Raw genomic sequence first — 17,066 nt, forward strand, 5'->3', positions numbered from 1 at the left:
GAGAGCCCAGCAATGGGCTCTTTGTTATATTCGTGAACATGATAAAGGAGAATGAAACGTGATTAATAATAAATTACCTAAAATGTGGTACGGTGGAGATTATAATCCTGAGCAATGGGATACGCCAACAATGGAGGAAGATATTCGCATGTTCAAGCTTGCGAATATAGACATTGCTACAGTGAATGTTTTTTCATGGGCATTAATACAACCAAGTGAAAACGAATATGATTTTTCAGGACTAGATCGTATTATTAAACGTTTGACAATGGATAATGTATATATTTGTTTGGCGACAAGTACTGGTGCACATCCTGCTTGGATGGCACATCGTCATCCTGATGTTACTCGTGTGGATTATGATGGACGCAAACGGAAATTCGGAGGACGTCATAATTCATGTCCTAATAGTCCTACGTATCGCAAGTATTCACGTGAAATCGCCAGCAAACTATCAGAACGTTATGCTAACTATGAAGGGTTAGTTGTATGGCATATTTCTAATGAATATGGCGGGTATTGCTATTGTGTCAATTGTGCCGAAGCATTCCGTGGCTGGCTAAGCAATCGCTACGAAACAATTGAAGCTTTGAACAAAGCTTGGTATACGAACTTCTGGGGACATACGTTCTACGATTGGGCAGAGATTGTTCCACCGAACAGTTTAAGTGAAGAGTGGGCAGGTAATCGTACCAATTTCCAAACCATTTCATTGGATTATCGTCGTTTCCAATCTGATAGCTTACTTGAATGTTTCAAAATTGAATATGATGCAATTCGGGAATTTTCCAAAAATGTTCAAATTACTACGAACTTAATGGGTACATATCCTGAACTTGATTATTTCAAGTGGGGCAAGGAGATGGATGTTGTTTCTTGGGATAACTATCCTTCGATAGACACTCCGGTTAGTTTCACTGCAATGTCTCATGCTTTAATGAGAGGTCTTAAGGGTGGGCAACCATTTATGTTAATGGAACAAACGCCTAGTCAGCAAAATTGGCAACCTTATAATTCTTTGAAACGTCCCGGTGTTATGCGCTTATGGAGCTATCAAGCAGTTGCTCATGGTGCAGATACAGTTATGTTCTTCCAACTTAGACGCTCATTAGGTGCTTGTGAAAAATATCATGGTGCCGTAATTGAGCATGTTGGTCATGAACATACTCGTGTGTTTCGTGAGTGTGCAGATCTAGGCAAAGAGCTTGTGCAACTTGGGGATACATTACTTGATGCTAGACACCAATCTAAAGTGGGTATCGTGTTTGATTGGGAAAATCGATGGGCTCTTGATCTTACAAGTGGTCCTACGATAGATTTGAAGTATGTTGATCAAGTGCATAAGTATTACGACGCTTTCTTCCAACATAATATACAAGCAGATATGATTAGCGTAGAAGAGCAATTCGAACGCTATGAAATTGTTGTAGCACCGGTAATATATATGATGAAACCAGGATTTGCTAAGAAAGTGGAGCAGTTTGTTGAAAAAGGCGGTACGTTCATTACAACGTTCTTCAGTGGTATCGTGAATGAAAATGATATTGTTACTACAGGGGGATATCCAGGGGAATTGCGCAAAGTATTGGGGGTATGGGCTGAAGAGATTGACGCCTTACTTCCAGGTCAATCGAATGAGATCGTCATGAATGATCAATATGGTCATATGAGTGGTCAATATCAATGCAATATTTTATGTGATTTGATTCATAGTGAAGGTGCTGAAGTACTTGCAACCTACGGTAGTGAGTTCTATAAAGGAATGCCAGTTCTTACGAAAAATGAATTTGGAAACGGTCAAGCATGGTACGTTGCTAGTAGTGCTGATGCACAATTTTTATCTGACTTTGTGAAAACAGTTGCCGAAGAAAAAGGTATTCATCCATTACTGAAGCCTGTAGCTGGGGTGGAAGTGACGGAGCGGATTAAAGACGGACAGGCATATCTATTTGTTCTGAATCATAATGCTCATGAAGTAACGATGGATTTAGGTGAGATACAAGGAACTGATCTACTAAGACAATCATTAGTACATGGGGAATTGCAACTGAGTGCCAAAGATGTGATGATTATTAAGAAATAAATGAATTTATTAATTATAGCTGCTGGTATCTATTGATGGTATATCCATCAATAGATACCAGCAGTTTTTATTTGAACTTTCATTGTAAGAGGAAGTTCAAAAAGTTGGCTTTGATAACGATGATAGGCATTGTAGACTAATCGGCATCGAATATACTCCGAACTTGGCAAGTCCAACAGTTTTAATCATCTGGAGGACAATCAGTCAATTTTAATTACATAGAACTTGAAATTTTGTAAACAATATAACTAATCGTAAGTCATCGCTTCGAAAGTTTTTTGTTTGCATAGAAGCAAATCAATGTAGTCGCTATATGTTTTAGCGTATGCTTCCGTATCAACTTTTCATTACGAACAGGTGGTTCATAGGAGCTATATGAAAAGTTTTAGATTAAGCTTTCGTAGTGACTTTTCATTACGAAGCTGTTGTTCAGAGGATGATATGAAAAGTTTTAGGAGGATTATTATGAGCAAACCGAGTAAAAAAACTGTTACAAAATATTCAAAGTCGAATATGAGTTCTAAAGAGTATCAAAGTTTCGCTAAAACACAAGAGCCTCCACGTACAGTACTTAAAAATTGTGTGATGGCGTTTCTCATTGGTGGAGCGATATGTACGCTTGGCCAAGGTGTCACAGAACTATATATGTACTTCTTCAAAATGACTTCTGAAGAAGCGAGTAACCCTACAGTAGCTACATTAATTCTTGTATCTGTTATTTTGACTTCGCTCGGAGTATATGACAAATTTGCGCAGGTCGCAGGCGCAGGTTCTGCAGTGCCAGTTACAGGTTTCGCAAATTCAATGGCTTCTGCTGCGATAGAACATCGCTCGGAAGGTTTCGTGCTTGGCGTTGGTGCTAATATGTTTAAGTTAGCAGGTTCAGTTATCGTATTCGGAACGGTAGCAGCATTTTTTGTGGGAATAGCCTATATCGTACTAGGTATAGGGGGTCATTAATATGTTACGAGGACAGCAGACTTGGTGGTTTGAGAAAGCTCCCAAAATAATTAGCACAGCTACAATTGTAGGACCGTTGGAAGGTCTAGGGCCTCTTTCGGATACTTTTGATGTCATTCATCCTGAATTGGATATGAATGAGAAGACATGGGAAAAAGCTGAACGTTCAATGCTTAATCAAGCGACACAAAAATCACTATCGAAAGCGAATTTGGATTCTTCTGATCTACAGATCTATGTAGGAGGAGACTTACTTAATCAAATCATTACGAATAGCTTTGTTGCTCGGGAGTTAGCTATCCCTTACTTAGGTGTTTTTGGTGCTTGCTCCACTTCAATGGAATCTTTAGCTATCGTAGCGCAACTAGTCAGTAGCGGTGCTGTGAAATATGGGATGGCAGCTACTAGTAGCCATAATGCTACTGCTGAGAAACAATTCAGGTATCCAACGGAGTATGGTGCGCAAAAACCACCTACAGCACAAAATACAATTACTGGATCAGGTGCAGCGATTGTTAGCTTGCAAGGAAAAGGACCTAGTATTGAAGCGGCTACCATTGGTAAAGTCATTGATCTCGGCATTACTGATCCTTTCAATATGGGCGCTGCTATGGCTCCAGCTGCGGTAGATACCATTATTGCTCATTTCAATGATCTAAATCGAACGCCTCTTGATTATGATCTTATTATTACTGGTGATCTGGCGAGTGTGGGGCATCCTATTGCCAAAGAGTTATTACTGAAGGAAGGTGTACCAATCAATCAAACTTGTTTTGATGATTGTGGTCTTAGAATTTACGATATTGAGCAGCAAGATGTACAGGCAGGTGGTTCAGGTGCGGGCTGTTCAGCGGTCATTACTTACGGTCAAATTATACAACAACTTACAGAAGGTAAATTAAAACGAGTGTTAATCGTTGCAACGGGTGCGTTGATGTCACCGATTTCCTTCCAACAAGGTGATACAATTCCTTGTATAGCTCATGCCGTTGCATTGAAAGGAATGGGGGTAGAGTAAATGATTTATTTTTGGGCTTTTGTCGTTGGTGGTGCGATTTGTGTAATTGGACAATTGATGTTTGATGTTATGAAATTAACACCTGCTCATACGATGGCAACACTCGTTGTAGTAGGAGCGATTGTAGATGGACTTGGTTGGTACGAACCATTAGTCGAATTTGCTGGAGCAGGAGCAACGGTCCCAATTACGAGTTTTGGTAATGCGCTGGTACATGGTGCGTTAACTGAGTTATATGATGTAGGGTGGATAGGCGTTATATCTGGTATTTTCAAAGTAACGAGTGCCGGTATCTCAGCTGCGATCATATTCTCCTTTTTAGCAGCGCTATTTGTGAAACCGAAAGGATAATCGTTGAACATAGTAGAAGGCTTTCACCGATTTTCGCGTTTACTGCGAAAGTCGGTGAAAGCCTTTTTTACTTATAATACTCCATTTTGAAAACCGATAAGAGTTTCAATGTTTCTCAGTATCAATTGCTCCAACTCTAGTATGCCTTCAGTATCGAGTGCGGGTCTTGTTAACGTCGCACGTTCGAGTTGAAATTGTTTTGCTAATGCTAATGCGACATTACCTTCTGCCATTTGGAGTTTGTAACGGGTTGATATCTCATGTAATGACGATGCATTTTTTTCATCCGTCCCTGCAGTAATACAAAGTTCATACATATCGATAATATGATCTTCTCTTTCTGTAGGAAAGTATTCATGAGGTGCGGTACTATCAAAGATTGCAAAACCTAAATCTCTGCAGATGACCATGTCTAAGCTGTTCGGATCTAATCCACATTGATACACTTCAAGCTGATAATGTTGATCAATTCCTTTTTGTACAAGTTTTCGGAGTAATGTTGATTTGCCAGAGCCAGGTCTGCCTTTAATGAAATAGCGTTTTAAGCCCTCTGTTAATATGGGAACATAGTCTACAGCACCATCAGGTGTTGCGGCGCCAAGAAATCGATGAATCGGTGCTGAGAAAGGTTGGTCTCCGAGTGTAGGAAACAATTTATCAGCTAACTGATCCGCAAATTGATTGGCTTTTCCATAGTCCATCGCATCAATATATATTTTTTCCCATTCATCATGAATGACTAATGCTTGCTCATAGCTACGATAAGCATGTAAGTGATTTTTATATATTTGTTCACCAAGTGCATCGATTGCTGCTTTATGCTGATCGATTATTTCTAAATTGTAAAAGTCGTATACGTTCAATGTTATAATCGAACCTTTAAAATCTGTCGTCTCTATCATTGCTGGAGGGGCGGAACTAATAATGCCAAGACCATAACGTGGCAATAGTATAGCTTGTAATTGCTGTGGTGATGAAGGATGATGTATCAGTTCTAATTCGAGCATTTCATTGTTGCTCAATTGTTTATGCAGCCGATCCATTATCTCACCGTTTTCAGAACTGAAAGGACCATCAATTAATATTAAGTATTGTAATTGTTTCATCGTTTCTGGAATGAGACTAATATGACCCTGTGAAGTGTTACCCGATAAAAAGTAATGTAGTTGTGTCAAAAACTCACGCACCTTTCTAGGTTGTTGGGGATGGTATAGTCTATTAATCAGGGCATAAATGTGTGCCTATGAGATGTAGTTCAAAAAGTGGACTTTGATCACGATGCTAAAGCTGAAGTGGTTTACTCGACATCGAATATGAAGCGAACTTGGGAAGTCTAGCATAAGCTTCCGATGTATGTTTCTTGCAGAAACATTGTAGGTCCGCGTGTACCAAACACGTACACTTGCGTTTCCTCCCTCCGCAAGTAGCGCTTCGTTTTCTCGGCTTTCTGAAATATTCTAAAAATTGTGAAACCTTAGTCATGTGACGAGCGTCTACATTTATATAGAAGAAAAAAGATTTTTTTCTAAATTTAATGGAGGGAATTTGTAAATAGTTACAATTATATGCATTTTTACTTAATATTAATAGGATTCTCAAAGTGCTTCATTTATAATAGACAATAACATCAGAATCTATCATTTCAACGTTACATATGCTTACGTAGCAACTTTTTTTGGTGAAAAAACTCTCAAAAAGTTTTAGGAGGTTATATTATGGAGAATTCGTCAATTGCGATGCAATTATGTCATAAAGTATTTCATCAATTATCTTCAGCGATAGTAGGGAAAGAGGCAGAAATCGAAAGATTACTAATTGCAGTACTTGCAGGAGGGCATATATTGCTCGAAGATGTACCTGGTACTGGAAAGACTCAACTAGTAAAATCATTGGCTAACACGATAGGCGGTCAATTCCGCAGAATTCAATGTAACCCCGACTTACTTCCATCAGACATCACAGGTGTTTCCATTTTCCATCCCGCTCAGCAGCAATTTGTTTTCCGAACTGGTCCTGTTCATACGAATGTTCTCCTTGCAGATGAGATTAATAGAGCAACAACAAAGACACAATCCGCATTACTTGAAGCAATGGAAGAAGGGTATGTAACGGTTGACGGTGAAGGACATAAACTTCCTGAACCATTTATTTTGCTAGCTACACAAAACCCGATTGAATTTGAAGGTACATATACTTTGCCGGAAGCTCAATTAGATCGCTTTATGTTAAAGCTGCGTCTTGGTTATCCATCGCCACAAGATGAGCAAAAAATGATTCAACATACGAAAAGTATTCATCCAGCGGATGGTTTACAGCCATTAATGGATATCGAACAGCTTCTAACAATTCGTGACCTAGTGCAGCAGGTTCATTTAGATGATATTTTAGCTCAATACATAATTAAACTCATTGGAGCAACAAGAAGTCATCCTTATTTGATGCTTGGAGCTAGTCCAAGGGCCTCGATTTCTCTAGCAAAGGCAGTTAAAGCTAGAGCATTCTTATACCAAAGAAATTATGTGCTTCCAGATGATGTGAAGTTATTATTCCCGCATATTATTGGTCACCGCGTGATGTTAAGCATGGAAGCACGCTTGCAAGGTGTTAATGTTAATCAAGTGCTGGAGCAAATGCTTACTACGGTTGATGTACCACTTTTTGTCCAGAGATAAGGGGGCAATAAGATGAAAAGTAAACGCAGCTGGATCGGTTTGTTAGCACTCTACACATGTAGTTTGTTCTATTTCTTATTTCAAGGTGGAAAAACTTCGCTAATGCTGTTTGGTATATTGAATATATTGTTGTTGTATTTGTCTATTGGTTATTGGAGTGGTATTCGAAAGGTGAAAGGCAACAGACTAATCGGCTACGAAGGACACAATAGACAACAAACTCAGATCATAGCAGGTCATTCCTTACAAATTACATTCAGCGCCAAATTCACTAGAATCATGCCAATGCCATACGTTCTAGTGAGAGAAAATCTTATCCGTCATGACGGTACGAAGCAAGTGTTCGAAGGGACAATGGTTCCGGGATTTCGAAATGAAAGTCAGTGGCAATATATTATTCCTCATTTAAAGCGGGGACAATATGCTTTCGGTTCGACGATATGTTTAAGCTACGATGCATTCGGATTAAAATCACATAGTGGAGAACTCCATATTAGTAGTGCCATTCAAGTGTTTCCGCAAATACTATCAGCTAAACAGTGGACAGAATTACTGCGTAGTCATCATGGTATCTTTTCATCTAATTCATTCTCCAAACATGCGAAGGAATCTACACAACAAAATGGTGTCCGTGACTATATGCATGGAGACCGCTTAAGCAAAATTCATTGGGGTGCAACTGCACGTACAGGATCATGGAAATCGAAAGATTTCGAGCGAGAAGCAATGAAAAAATCGGTAGTTGTATTAGACCGCTATGTACAAGTTGCTTCATCTAAAGATACAGATCGACTGCAACAGCGATTTGAAATTTCGGTTTCAATGGCTGCATCTATATTGGACTATAGTATGAAGAATGATTCTGCTATTGGTTTACTATCTGCAGGAGAAAGTTACTTCTATAGTAATCCTTCCACTGGAATGGCTCATCATGTTGGGATGATGAATCATCTTATGACTGTAGATGCCGATGCATCCAAACCACTAAGCCAGTTACTAAATCATAGAATGAGGGAGTTACAAGGTAACAATGTATTGCTAATCGTTACTTTTGAACTTAGTAATGCGCTATTAAATACATTGAAACAAATACGAAGTGATTCCACGTTGTTCTATATTGCAAGCTACACTACGGCAGCAGAACAATTGGAAGCTATTGCAGCTTTAAGTGCGTTTCGCATAGCAGGACTTCGAGTCATTGAAATTAATGAATGGGCAACAATATTTGATAGTCTTGAAGGAAGTGGGGCGTGATGAATGTGAAAGGTCATTATGAATGGCTACAACGCCTAACTCCATTACTCGTTGCTATAATAATTGCAAATGTGCTTACTGTCTTTCGAGGTTATTGGTGGAATGATACTTACAATATCATCTGGTTATCGCTAGCGATAATAAGTTTGGTCCACTTTTTGGGAATTGGCAGATTACCAAGGTTCGTATTGTATACCATCGAATTTATATCAATTGTTATTGTAACGATTATGATTAGGAAGGAACACTTTGTTCCAATAGCTGAAGATGTAAAGAACCTAACGCGGCTTTGGCATTATATACAAAGCATGCATCCATTTATTGAAATTGTATTAGTTGTTTCAATCTCTCTGTTGTTATTGAGTGCATGGGTCACTTCGAAAAAACGACTATATATATTTTTTGCGGTTTCGTTGTTAATTCTTTGTGTTAAAGATTCTTACTCGCCAATGAAGTTATGGCTGCAAATTGCAATTATCATTGTTGTATTTCTTATTTGGCATACGTTACTTCATTTTCATTATTTACAACAAAAAAATTCTACTAGTTTCAAATTATTATTACACCGTCCGTTAGCTGTTATCATGCCGATGTTTGTTGTAATCGCGATGTTAATTGTTATTGGAACGAATTTGCCAGCCAAGCCACCATTATTAGAAGATCCGTATGCGTTGTGGAAACAATCACGTGGCGAAAAAGTGGAGATTGGCAATGGTTTGGGAACAGGTGGAGGAGGAGGCTTAAGTTCTACTAATGATAGTTCACCATTAAATTCGATGACTTCTGGTTATAGTAGAACAGATAAAAAGCTAGGTGGAAGTTTTCAGTTTGATTACTCACCAGTGATGACCGTCAAGACGACACATAAGAGTTACTGGCGTGGTGAGTCTCGCTATTATTACGATGGTACAGGATGGTACGACACATCTTATTTGTCAGAGAACGAAGGTTTAACAGAAATTATACGGGTTGATGAAGAGTTTATAGCGGAGGAACGTCCGCTGGCACAAACTGTTATGGTAGAGCAACAATATAACTTTGTCAGACAAGCCCCACTACCTGTATTATTTGCTGCTGGGCAAGCTACACGGTTATTAGAGGTTGTATATAAGGATACCGTAAATCTTAGTGAAGAATTAACTGATATTACGGAAATTACGACGATAGGACCAGGTGAGTTACTTAAGGGAGCGTTATGGCACCCATCTGATTGGCGTATTGAACAGTATGGAGATGGTACTGTAAAATCTAATATTGCTACATATCAAGTAGAGTCCGAAGTTATTGTGATTGACCATCAAGCTTTAGCAGAAGCAACTGCGACAATTGAGGACGAGGATGCGATGGAAGCATATACTTCTATTCCCTTATTATTTCCTGAGCGAGTTAGGAAATTAGCTGAAGAGGTGACAGCAACTGCTAATAACGATTACGAAAAGGTATTACTGCTTGAGCAACACTTGAAATCTTCATACAATTATACAAATACACCAGATACAACGAAATTAACAGGGACAAGCTCAGACTTTGTAGAGCAATTTTTGTTTGAATTACAAGAAGGGTATTGCGATTACTTCTCAACTTCAATGGTAATGATGGCTCGCACCCTAAATATACCTGCGAGATGGGTGAAAGGTTTCTCTTCAGGAGTGAGTGATGAACCAATCGTTAATCAAGAACAATTAGCATATACGCAGTATATGAAAAATTCAGATACTTCTGGTACATATACCGTCCGCAATGCTGATGCACATTCATGGGTAGAGGTATATTTTGAAGGTTATGGTTGGGTAGCATTTGAGCCTACACCAGGCTTTGCTTTTCCTTATACTTATGTAGATGATGAGATTAATCCATTAGAAAATGTATTGGTTCCTACTCCAGCACCATTGCAATCAGAAGACATAACCCCGAAGCAGAATAAAGAAGCTAATCAATCGCTTGGATGGATCGGCTACGCACTGTTAGCTGTTTTAGTTATTTTAGCTATTATGCTTGGTGTGAAGTACCGTAAAGAGCTCATCGAATTAATGAATCGCATTCGCTATCGCAAGTACTCTATGAATGAACGTGTAATTGTGGAAACGACTAATTTTCTTAGCTATTGCTATCGGAATGGTTTAGTGAAAGTTAACAATGCTACACTTCGTGAAACGGTATCCAGTTGGAATTTTGGGTCAGCAGCTTGGCGTAATGATTTACAACAGTTACTGCATTATTATGAACGAGCACATTATAGTGGTGAGGTAATGAACGAAAAGCAGTTAATTGAAGTTCAAAATCTTGTAAAATCATTAAAAAAAGGGTTTGCAAAAAACAAACTTTGATAATGAAGTGATACCAGAGATTAATCGACGTCGATTATAAAGTGAACTTAGAAACTCTAGCATAAGCTTCCGATGTATGTTTCTTGCAGAAACATTGTAGGGCAGGGTGTACCAATAACGTACACTTGCGCTTCCTCCTTCCTTAAGTAGCGACTTATCTTCTCGACTTTCGAAAGCTTACTTTTTGCACGTACACTGAAAAATAATTGGAATTCATGAAATTTTAGTGGTCATTTCACTCTATTTCTTCTATTATAATAGAAGAAGTAACAAATGAATGCTGACTTTCGCACCCGTCCGCAAGTTTTTCCTTGTGGGCGGGGTTTTGTTTTGCAACAAAATGACGATGTATGTTATAGTTTCGTAATAAAGCATGAAGCTGGAGGAGTACGTTTAATGATTGAGTTGTTTTTACCCAAAATGAAAGTACAATCGATATATGATATTCCTTTGGATCGGCTCTACGAACAAGGGATTAGAGGTATTGTTACTGATCTGGATAACACTTTAGTTGGAGCACACTCTCCACTAGCTACTGAAGAACTTGTGAGATGGCTTGCAGAAGTAGCTGCTAAAGGTTTCGAGGTTGTAATTGTGTCCAATAATAATGATAGTCGTGTCGGTACATTTGCTGCTCCATTGCAGCTTCCCTATATTCATGCAGCCAGAAAACCAGCGCAACGCGCGTTCGTTAAAGCAATAAGTATATTAAAACTAAAGCCAGCTCAAACGTTAATGATCGGTGATCAGATGATGACTGATGTGTTCGGTGGAAATCGGATGGGTATGTATACCGTACTCGTTGCGCCAATTGCACCCCTTGAAGAAGGCATCATGACGAAAGTTAATCGTCGACTTGAACGTATCGTGATTTCAAGATTACGCAAACGTAGTTTATGGCATGAGGAGGAAACAAAATAGTGAGTCAAAGAAGTAATAAGCATGAGTCTGATGGTCGTATTCATTGTGCTGGTTGTGGTGTAGCTATCCAATCAGAAAATAAGGAATTAATCGGATTTGTTCCGGCATCAGCATTAGAGAAACAACCTATTATCTGTCAGCGTTGTTTCCGTATTAAAAACTATAATGAAGCTTCATCTGTAGCACTTGATCAAGATGATTTTTTACGCTTGCTAAGCGGTATTGGAAATACGAATTCGTTAGTTGTGCATATCGTTGATATTTTTGATTTTGAAGGAAGTTTAATTTCTGGTCTTCAACGTTTTGTAGGTAATAATGAAGTATTACTAGTTGTTAACAAAATTGATCTTCTACCTAAAGTGATGAATATGAATCGTATTCGTAACTGGGTTCAACAACAAGCGAAGCAACAAGGACTACGTACGGTAGACGTTGTACTGTGTAGTGCGAAGCGTAATATCGGATTTGAACGAGTAATTGAAGAGATTGAGAATTATCGCAATGGTAGAGATGTTTATGTTGTTGGTGCAACAAATGTAGGTAAGTCCACGCTTATTAATCGTTTAATCTCTGACTATAGTGATCTTACTCAAGAATTGACGACTTCTCGTTATCCAGGTACAACACTTGATGCGGTTCGAATTCCACTTGATGATGGAAATGCGATTATTGATACACCGGGCATAGTTTATACAAGTCGTATGACTGAAATTGTTCCGCGTAGTTTCTTAGGAACACTATTGCCAGACAAGCCAATTAAGCCACTTGTATATCAATTGAATGAAGGTCAAACATTGTTTATGGGCAGTATCGCTCGTTTTGACTTCGTGGAAGGTGACCGTCAATCATTTACTTTTTATGTGTCTAATGGGCTGAACATTCATCGTACTAAGCTAGAGCGTGCTGATGAGTTGTATGAACAACATCAGGGTGAATTGTTAGGTGGTCCTAGTAGAGAGGAACTCGCTGATATTCCTACGTGGACAAGACATTCATTACGTGTAAAACGTGGACAATACAATGATATTTATATTTCCGGATTAGGTTGGATTCAAGTAAATAGCGACAGTGGTGCATTACTTGATATCTATGCGCCTAAAGGAATTAAAGTTGTTTTACGTGATTCAATGATCTAGCAGTTTCAGATGCAGATGAGGTGATCAGTTTGGACATTATCCAACAATTATTACAGTGGCAACAGGCTCATAATAGTAAGGCGTTGTATTGTGTAATCGGTGATCCTATTAAGCAATCCAAGTCTCCACTTATGCTGGGTAGAGCATTTCAACAATGTTTTATAGATGCGATATATGGGTCTTTCCAAGTCACACCTGAGCAATTACCTTCATTCGTACAAGCAGTACGAGATCTTGGTATATTAGGTATGAATGTAACGATACCGCACAAGCTTCATGTGATGGACTTAATTGATGAGATAGATGCTGATGCATTAGCATTAGGTGCCGTTAATACTGTAGTTAATCGAAATGGTCGTTTGATCGGGTATAATACGGATGGCATTGGCTATGTTCGATCTTTGAAAGAAGAAGCGGTTGCTAATATTGCAGGCAAGCAGATTGTTGTCGTTGGAGCGGGTGGTGCATCTAGAGGTATTATCTATGCTTTACTTCAAGAAAATCCATCAACTATACATGTTGTTAATCGTACAGTTGCTAGAGCCGAAGAATTAGTTGCCTCATTGAATAGTACTGTGCCATTAATTGCAGCAGGACAAGATGATCTGAAGCAATTATGTAATCAAGCAGACATTGTCATCAATACGACATCAGTAGGAATGTATCCGCACATTGAAGAAACGCCTATTGCTGGGGAATGGATGAAATCCGGAGCAGTAGCAAGTGATCTTATCTATAACCCGCTGAAAACTCAATTTCTACTAGAGGCAGCGCAGCATGGATGTGTCGCTCATGGTGGTCTAGGGATGTTCATATATCAAGGCGCATTTGCTTTTGAATATTGGACAGGTAAGGAAGCGCCTGTGGTTGCTATGAGAGAGGCTGTGCTTGCTGTATTACAGTAAGCGGTAGTTCAAAATCGCTGACTGTGATCACGCGGTAATGCGTTGTAGCGTAGTCGGCGTCGAAGCTGCGATTCATCGGAAGCCTGCGATGCTCGTGTACCAAGTACGTACACTCCGCTTCTCGTTTCCTAGCTTCATGGCATCTTCTTGGTGCTGACAGCCCGCATTTTGAACTTTCATTTTAAGCAGTAGTTCAAAATCGCTGACTGTGATCACGATGTAACGCGCCGTAGCGTAGTCGGCGTCGAAGCTGCGATTCATCGGAAGCCTGCGATGCTCGTGTACCAAGTACGTACACTCCGCTTCTCGTTTCCTAGCTTCATGGCATCTTCTTGGTGCTGACAGCCAACGATTTTGAACTTTCATTTTAAGAGGTAGTTCAAAATCGCTGACTGTGATCACGCGGTAATGCGTTGTAGCGTAGTCGGCGTCGAAGATGCCATTCATCGGAAGCCTGCGATGCTCGTGTACCAAGTACGTACACTCCGCTTCTCGTTTCCTAGCTTCATGGCATCTTCTTGGTGCTGACAGCCAACGATTTTGAACTTTCATTTTAAGAGGTAGTTCAAAATCGCTGACTGTGATCACGCGCATTATGAACATTACAATACGAAAGAGGTTATTATATATGTTAACAGGAAAACAAAAGCGTCATTTGCGTTCATTAGCGCATCATTTAACACCTATTTTCCAAATTGGTAAAGGTGGAGCGAATGAAAACCTTGTTCGCCATATTGAAGAGGCGATAGAAAAAAGAGAATTAATTAAAATCTCTGTATTGAACAACTGTGATGATGATGCGAAAGAAATCGGTCTAGAGATTTCTGAAGCTTCAGGTACTGAATTAGTGCAAGTCATTGGTAAGACGATTGTACTTTACAAGGAATCTGTAGATTACAAAACGATTGTTCTTCCAAGATAGATCGAATACGTTAACACAGCGATTGGAGGTGGCATAATGCGCAAAGTTGGCATAATGGGTGGGACGTTCGATCCAATTCATATGGGTCATTTGATTGCAGCAAGCTCAGCTATGGAAGCGGCGTCCTTAGATGAAGTATGGTTTATCCCTACTGCCACTCCTCCCTTAAAGCCGAATGCTCCGCTGGCAACAGCGGAACAGCGTTTGCAGATGGTTCAGTTAGCAATTGCAGATCAATCTGCTTTCCGCGCACTAGATATTGAGTTAAGCCGTAGTGGCATTAGTTACTCTTTCGATACAGTAACTAGATTAATGAGTCAGTATCCTCATCATCAGTTCAACTATATTATTGGTTCTGACCGTATTCATGATTTGCCGACATGGCATCGAGCAGAAGAATTAAGATCATTAATCTCATTTATTGGTCTAAATCGCCCTTCTGATCCGTTGCAACTTGACTTACTTTCTAGTGAGTGGAGAAGTAAACTAACGATTGCATCTATGCCACTTATCGGTATATCATCTACAGAGCTCCGATTGCGTGCGGAGCAGGGATTATCATTACAGTACTATGTACCCGACTCCGTAGCGCAATATATAAGGGGGAATCGAATTTATGGATAGGCAGCAGATTATACAATCTGTAAGTGTGCAGATGCCAGAACGTCGCTGGATTCATACACAAGGTGTTATGAGTACTGCGATTGAGCTGGCAGAGCGTTATGGTGAGAATCCAGAGCGTGCAGAACTTGCAGCAATTATCCATGATGTTGCCAAATATTGGCCAATTGCAGATCAAGCGGCTTATATTAAGCAGAACTCACTTGATGAGCGAGTGCTTCATTATAATAAGGAACTATGGCATGCTGAAGTCGGTGCATCCGTCGCGAAAGAACAATATGGTGTGCACGATATCGAGATATGTAATGCTATTCGGTACCATACTTCTGGGCGAGCCAATATGTCCCTATTAGAGAAAATCGTCTGGCTTGCCGATTATATTGAACCAAATCGTGATTTTCCAGGTGTTGATGTTGCGCGTGAACTCGCAGGAGTTAGCTTGGATAGAGCCATATTGTTTGGTCTTGATCAAACGATCGTATTTCTAATTGAAAAAGGGAAAGTAGTTTACCCGGTTACTTTAGAAGCGAGAAATAGTATCGTACAACAATTAAATATGAAATAAGTATTCATGTTTCGAGAAGTTATTCAAAAATAGATATACAAATTATAGGAGGGTTCAAATGAAAGGACATGAACAAGTACAAAAATTATTAACAGCAGTGATAGATGCAGCAGAGGACAAAAAAGCACATGATCTAATTGCATTAGATTTGAATGGCTTATCTTTAGTAGCCGATTATTTCGTAATCTGTAGTGGTAACTCAGACACTCAAGTATTAGCAATTTCTACTGAAATTCGTAAAACTGCGGACAAGCTTGGCTTTACGGTACGTGGTGTAGAAGGTGAAAACACAGCACGTTGGGTATTAATTGACATCGGAGATGTTGTTGTACACGTCTTCCATCGTGAAGAAAGAGAGTATTACAATATCGAGAAAATTTGGTCGGATGCGAAGGTTGTGGAATTAGTATGAGCTATGTAGCAGGAACTACTGAGCGATTACAAATTTCTCGCGAAGTTTCTCCTTATGGTTATTTTCTTAATAATGGCGAAGAAGATGTATTGTTGCCGTATACGGAACTTGTTGGATCTAAGCCACATGTTGGTGATGAGATTGAAGTTTTCATTTTCTTTGATTCAGAAGATCGTATTTGCGCGACAATGAACAAACCATTCATTTCATTCGGAGAAATGGCTCGATTAGTTGTAGCTGATGTACATCCTAGACTAGGTTGTTTCCTAGAGATGGGTCTTGGACGTCAATTATTGCTACCACTAAGTGAATTGCCGGAAATGATTGAGTATCGTCCGATTGTTGGTGACGAAGTGTTCGTGTTCATGGCTCATGATAAGAGTGGCCGTCAAATCGCTAAGCTTGCACAAGAACCAGAACTTGCACCACTTACGTTCCCAGCTCCAGCAGCTTGGAGAAATCAGTGGGTTGAAGGATGGGTTACGAAAAGCTTACAAATGGGTTCTTTCGTTGTCATTGATGGCGGCGTAGTAGGATTCGGTGCATACGGATTAATTCCGAGCACAGATCGTATTGAAAGCTTACGTCTTGGTCAACGTGTTAAAGCTCGTGTAACGTTTGTTCGTGAAGATGGACGAGTTAATCTATCGATGACACAGCAGAAGGAATTTGGACGTGTTGAAGATGCTGATCGTATATTAGCATACATCAAGGAACGACCAAGTGGCGGTATGCCGTATTCTGATGCGACAGAAGCAGAACTTATACGTAGTCGTTTTGGTGTGAGCAAAGGTGCTTTCAAACGTGCATTAGGTAAGCTAATGCGTGAAGGTATCGTTGTACAACAAGGTAGCTGGACGTATCTAACAGAAAATGCACCACAACCGAAAAACGAAAATACGGATGAGGTTGAATAATA

Annotated in this window: 16 protein-coding genes; 15 read left to right on the forward strand and 1 reads right to left on the reverse strand. The window is 39.6% G+C overall.

Annotated features, from left to right (window positions below; translation table 11 throughout):
- Positions 1 to 58 precede the first annotated feature (58 nt).
- The 4 genes from NV377_RS12670 to spoVAE all read left to right on the forward strand — a co-directional run bounded on the left by NV377_RS12670 (position 59) and on the right by spoVAE (position 4,412).
- Positions 59 to 2,083: a beta-galactosidase gene (locus NV377_RS12670; protein ID WP_258199294.1), complete on the forward strand. Its 2,025-nt coding sequence runs from the start codon at positions 59 to 61 to the stop codon at positions 2,081 to 2,083.
- A 465-nt stretch (positions 2,084 to 2,548) separates the two neighbouring features.
- A complete protein-coding gene (gene spoVAC / locus NV377_RS12675; protein ID WP_258199295.1) occupies positions 2,549 to 3,043 on the forward strand; it encodes a stage V sporulation protein AC in 495 nt (164 codons plus the stop codon).
- A gap of 1 nt (position 3,044) precedes the next feature.
- Positions 3,045 to 4,061, forward strand: a complete 1,017-nt coding sequence (spoVAD, locus tag NV377_RS12680; protein WP_258199296.1) for a stage V sporulation protein AD — start codon at positions 3,045 to 3,047, stop codon at positions 4,059 to 4,061.
- Entirely contained in the window at positions 4,062 to 4,412 is a 351-nt protein-coding gene (gene spoVAE / locus NV377_RS12685) for a stage V sporulation protein AE (protein WP_258199297.1), read from the forward strand. It begins immediately after the preceding gene.
- A 71-nt stretch (positions 4,413 to 4,483) separates the two neighbouring features.
- On the opposite strand, the gene NV377_RS12690 is transcribed toward spoVAE, so the two are convergent.
- Complete coding sequence (locus NV377_RS12690) at positions 4,484 to 5,587, reverse strand: hypothetical protein (protein WP_258199298.1); 1,104 nt, start codon at positions 5,585 to 5,587, stop codon at positions 4,484 to 4,486.
- A 540-nt stretch (positions 5,588 to 6,127) separates the two neighbouring features.
- Between NV377_RS12690 and NV377_RS12695 the strand changes: the two genes are divergently transcribed.
- The 11 genes from NV377_RS12695 (at position 6,128) to NV377_RS12745 (ending at position 17,064) form a co-directional block, all read left to right on the forward strand.
- Positions 6,128 to 7,084 (forward strand): AAA family ATPase, encoded by a 957-nt coding sequence (locus NV377_RS12695; protein WP_258199299.1) that lies wholly within the window; start codon positions 6,128 to 6,130, stop codon positions 7,082 to 7,084.
- 12 nt (positions 7,085 to 7,096) lie between these two features.
- Positions 7,097 to 8,338 carry a DUF58 domain-containing protein gene (locus NV377_RS12700; RefSeq protein ID WP_258199300.1) on the forward strand — a complete coding sequence of 414 codons (1,242 nt, stop codon included), beginning with the start codon at positions 7,097 to 7,099 and terminating at the stop codon, positions 8,336 to 8,338.
- Entirely contained in the window at positions 8,338 to 10,665 is a 2,328-nt protein-coding gene (locus NV377_RS12705; protein ID WP_258200328.1) for a transglutaminase-like domain-containing protein, read from the forward strand. Before NV377_RS12700 ends, NV377_RS12705 begins: the two co-directional genes overlap by 1 nt.
- 273 nt (positions 10,666 to 10,938) lie before the next feature.
- Complete coding sequence (locus NV377_RS12710; protein ID WP_373425782.1) at positions 10,939 to 11,586, forward strand: YqeG family HAD IIIA-type phosphatase; 648 nt, start codon at positions 10,939 to 10,941, stop codon at positions 11,584 to 11,586.
- Complete coding sequence (yqeH, locus tag NV377_RS12715; RefSeq protein WP_258199302.1) at positions 11,586 to 12,722, forward strand: ribosome biogenesis GTPase YqeH; 1,137 nt, start codon at positions 11,586 to 11,588, stop codon at positions 12,720 to 12,722. Before NV377_RS12710 ends, yqeH begins: the two co-directional genes overlap by 1 nt.
- Positions 12,723 to 12,742: 20 nt before the next feature.
- On the forward strand, positions 12,743 to 13,627 hold the full coding sequence (gene aroE / locus NV377_RS12720) for a shikimate dehydrogenase (protein ID WP_373425783.1): 885 nt from the start codon (positions 12,743 to 12,745) through the stop codon (positions 13,625 to 13,627).
- Positions 13,628 to 14,255: 628 nt separating this feature from the next.
- Positions 14,256 to 14,549, forward strand: a complete 294-nt coding sequence (gene yhbY, locus NV377_RS12725) for a ribosome assembly RNA-binding protein YhbY (protein WP_258199303.1) — start codon at positions 14,256 to 14,258, stop codon at positions 14,547 to 14,549.
- A 36-nt stretch (positions 14,550 to 14,585) separates the two neighbouring features.
- Positions 14,586 to 15,173 (forward strand): nicotinate-nucleotide adenylyltransferase, encoded by a 588-nt coding sequence (nadD, locus tag NV377_RS12730; protein ID WP_258199304.1) that lies wholly within the window; start codon positions 14,586 to 14,588, stop codon positions 15,171 to 15,173.
- Positions 15,166 to 15,735, forward strand: a complete 570-nt coding sequence (gene yqeK / locus NV377_RS12735; protein WP_258199305.1) for a bis(5'-nucleosyl)-tetraphosphatase (symmetrical) YqeK — start codon at positions 15,166 to 15,168, stop codon at positions 15,733 to 15,735. Before nadD ends, yqeK begins: the two co-directional genes overlap by 8 nt.
- Before the next feature lie 58 nt (positions 15,736 to 15,793).
- Entirely contained in the window at positions 15,794 to 16,147 is a 354-nt protein-coding gene (gene rsfS, locus NV377_RS12740; protein WP_258199306.1) for a ribosome silencing factor, read from the forward strand.
- Complete coding sequence (locus tag NV377_RS12745; protein ID WP_258199307.1) at positions 16,144 to 17,064, forward strand: CvfB family protein; 921 nt, start codon at positions 16,144 to 16,146, stop codon at positions 17,062 to 17,064. Before rsfS ends, NV377_RS12745 begins: the two co-directional genes overlap by 4 nt.
- Positions 17,065 to 17,066: the final 2 nt, after the last annotated feature.

It is taken from the genome of Paenibacillus endoradicis, from assembly GCF_024721975.1.

What these genes read in the sequence shown, in the direction of transcription:
- spoVAC (WP_258199295.1), top strand. Translation starts at nt 2,549, where the DNA reads ATGAGCAAACCGAGTAAAAAAACTGTTACAAAATATTCAAAGTCGAAT.
- spoVAD (WP_258199296.1), top strand. Translation starts at nt 3,045, where the DNA reads ATGTTACGAGGACAGCAGACTTGGTGGTTTGAGAAAGCTCCCAAAATA.
- spoVAE (WP_258199297.1), top strand. Translation starts at nt 4,062, where the DNA reads ATGATTTATTTTTGGGCTTTTGTCGTTGGTGGTGCGATTTGTGTAATT.
- NV377_RS12695 (WP_258199299.1), top strand. Translation starts at nt 6,128, where the DNA reads ATGGAGAATTCGTCAATTGCGATGCAATTATGTCATAAAGTATTTCAT.
- NV377_RS12700 (WP_258199300.1), top strand. Translation starts at nt 7,097, where the DNA reads ATGAAAAGTAAACGCAGCTGGATCGGTTTGTTAGCACTCTACACATGT.
- NV377_RS12705 (WP_258200328.1), top strand. Translation starts at nt 8,338, where the DNA reads ATGAATGTGAAAGGTCATTATGAATGGCTACAACGCCTAACTCCATTA.
- NV377_RS12710 (WP_373425782.1), top strand. Translation starts at nt 10,939, where the DNA reads ATGAATGCTGACTTTCGCACCCGTCCGCAAGTTTTTCCTTGTGGGCGG.
- yhbY (WP_258199303.1), top strand. Translation starts at nt 14,256, where the DNA reads ATGTTAACAGGAAAACAAAAGCGTCATTTGCGTTCATTAGCGCATCAT.
- nadD (WP_258199304.1), top strand. Translation starts at nt 14,586, where the DNA reads ATGCGCAAAGTTGGCATAATGGGTGGGACGTTCGATCCAATTCATATG.
- yqeK (WP_258199305.1), top strand. Translation starts at nt 15,166, where the DNA reads ATGGATAGGCAGCAGATTATACAATCTGTAAGTGTGCAGATGCCAGAA.
- rsfS (WP_258199306.1), top strand. Translation starts at nt 15,794, where the DNA reads ATGAAAGGACATGAACAAGTACAAAAATTATTAACAGCAGTGATAGAT.
- NV377_RS12745 (WP_258199307.1), top strand. Translation starts at nt 16,144, where the DNA reads ATGAGCTATGTAGCAGGAACTACTGAGCGATTACAAATTTCTCGCGAA.